The 2,259-nt window shown below is 74.9% G+C and carries 2 protein-coding genes; both read right to left on the reverse strand.

Features of this window, described 5'->3' with window-relative positions; translation table 11 throughout:
- A partial coding sequence (locus tag ACWGIU_RS36145) for an NAD-dependent epimerase/dehydratase family protein (protein WP_453712318.1) occupies nucleotides 1-825 on the reverse strand: 825 nt, incomplete at its 3' end.
- The coding region (locus ACWGIU_RS36150; RefSeq protein ID WP_453712319.1) for an AMP-binding protein at nucleotides 810-2,259 on the reverse strand (1,450 nt) is incomplete at its 5' end. The genes ACWGIU_RS36150 and ACWGIU_RS36145, both read right to left, overlap by 16 nt.

Raw genomic sequence — 2,259 nt, forward strand, 5'->3', positions numbered from 1 at the left:
GGCCAGCCCGCGGCCGAGGAGGAGCGGGATGCGCGGGGCGGGCGGCGGGCAGTCGAAGAGGGCTCCGACCCGGGCCAGGAACGGCCACAGGTCCGTCTCCTCACGGTCCGCCACGAAGTAGGCCTTGCCGCCGACCCGCCCGGCGGGGGCGTGCGCGGCCCGCAGGCAGGCGTCCACCGCGTTGTCGACGTGGCAGAGCGAGACCAGCACCCGCTTGCCGCCCGACAGGTCGGGCAGTCGGCCCGCGCGCATGGCGTCGACCATGCGCGGCAGGAATCCGGCGTGGTCGCGTGGCCCCCAGATGCCGCGCGGGCGCAGGGCGCAGGTGGTGAACTCCGGGCCGTCGGCGGCGCGTACGTGCTGTTCGGCGATCGCCTTCGTCTCGCAGTAGTGGTTGAACCACCGCCGCGGGTACGGGGTGCTCTCGTCGATGCCGAGACGGTCGCCCTCCCGTATCCGCATCAGCGCGCTCGGGCTGGAGACGAACACGAACCGCCGCGCCCCCGCCGACCGCGCCGCCGCCAGCAGCCGCTGCGTGCCGGTGACGTTGGCGGCCTCGAACTGGGCACGGCTGCCGTGGTCGACGACCCGTGCCGCGCTGTGCAGGACCGCCTCGCAGCCCTGTGCCGCCCGCCCGAGGGAACCGGCGTCGGTGAGGTCGCCGGTGACGACCTCGACGCCGGGCAGGGAGCCCAGCCGTACGGCGGCGCGGCCGGGGCGGACCAGGGCACGGACCTGATGACCCTGGCGGAGGGCACCGTCGACGAGGTGCCCGCCCAGGAATCCGGATGCTCCGGTGACCAGGATCTTCACAGCGTCCGCCACCAGGTCGCGCCGTAGAGCATGGTGTTCCGGACCACCGAGGCGGTCCCGTGGCCGGCCGCCCGGCCGCGCGGCAGCGCGAGCGGGATCTGCGCGGCGTGCACGCCGATGCTGAGGAAGGCGTCGGCCCACCACAGCCACCGCAGTACCGGAACGTCGGGGACTCCCCCGGCCGCGGCCCACACCGCCCCGCCGACGAGGTACGCCCATCCGGCGATTGGCACGATCCGGGCCGCCCGCCGACCGGTGGACGAGGTCGGCCGGACCTGCTGCCGCTCGGCCCAGCGGGCCAGTTCCTCGCGGCCGATCTTGGCGTTGTGCCGGATGTCCACGGGGAAGCCGGGGTGGCGCAGGAACTCCTGGAGACCGGTGGTCGCGGCCTGCGCCTCGGCCATGGTGCCCAGCTCGGCGACCAGCCGGGTCCACGCGCCTTCGTCGAGCTCCGCCCCTCCCTCGCCGGGCTCGGTCTCCACGCAGACGACGGGCCGTTGCGCGCCGGCCGGCCCGATGCCGACCAAGGCGGTGCGCCGAACCAGCGGATGGGTGTTGAAGACTCCCTCGCAGCGCACGGTGTGCAGGTCCCGGTGACCGGTGCGGACCCGCTGCGCGGCGCGCCCGCAGAACCAGAGGCGTCCTTCGGTGTCGAGGTGGCCCAGATCGCCCGTCCGGTGCCAGATGAGGGGCGCTTCGCCGCCGGGGCGTTCCTCGGTCACCTTGTGCGCGGCGTCCGATTCGGGTGCGCGGTGGTAGCGCCGGCTCACGGAGTCGCCCTGGACCAGGATCTCGCCGACGCGCCCGGCCGACAGACCGGCTTCGGGGTCGAACCGGGCCAGCGGGCCGTCGGTGACGGGGGCGATGGCCACCCGGGTGCCGGGGACGGGCCGGCCGACACAGGTCCCTTCGCCCGCGGCGGCACCGGCCGCGGTACCTGCCGCCGTACCGCCCTCCCGCGCGGTGTCGACGTCGGCGTCGCCGAGGATCTCGGCCGCCTCGATCGAGGTGATCGGCAGTACCTCCGTGGCCCCGTACGTCACATGGACGCGCGCCTTCTCGTCGAGGACGGAGCGCAGCGTGGCCACGACCGCGTCCGGCACCGGGGCCCCGCCGGAGACGACGCAGCGCAGGTCGGGCAGCGGGTGGCGGCCGCGGGCGGCGCCGGTGAGGTGTCCGGCCAGGTTCCGCAGCAGGGCGGGCGAGGCGAACATGGTGGTGACACGGAATCGTTCCAGCGCGTCCACGAGCAGCGCGGGGTCCGCCTGGGCGACCCGGGCGGGTGCCAGTGGGGCGAGGACCAGGGTGGATCCGTAGACCAGGTCGAGCACCCCGTAGAAGGGCAGGGTGACCAGGGAGACGTCGTCGCGGGTGCGGCCGTGGACGGCTTCTATCTGGCGGGCGATGGACAACGCCATGCGGTGGGTGTATTCGACTCCCTTGGCG

It is taken from the genome of Streptomyces sp. NPDC054840 (genome assembly GCF_053611065.1).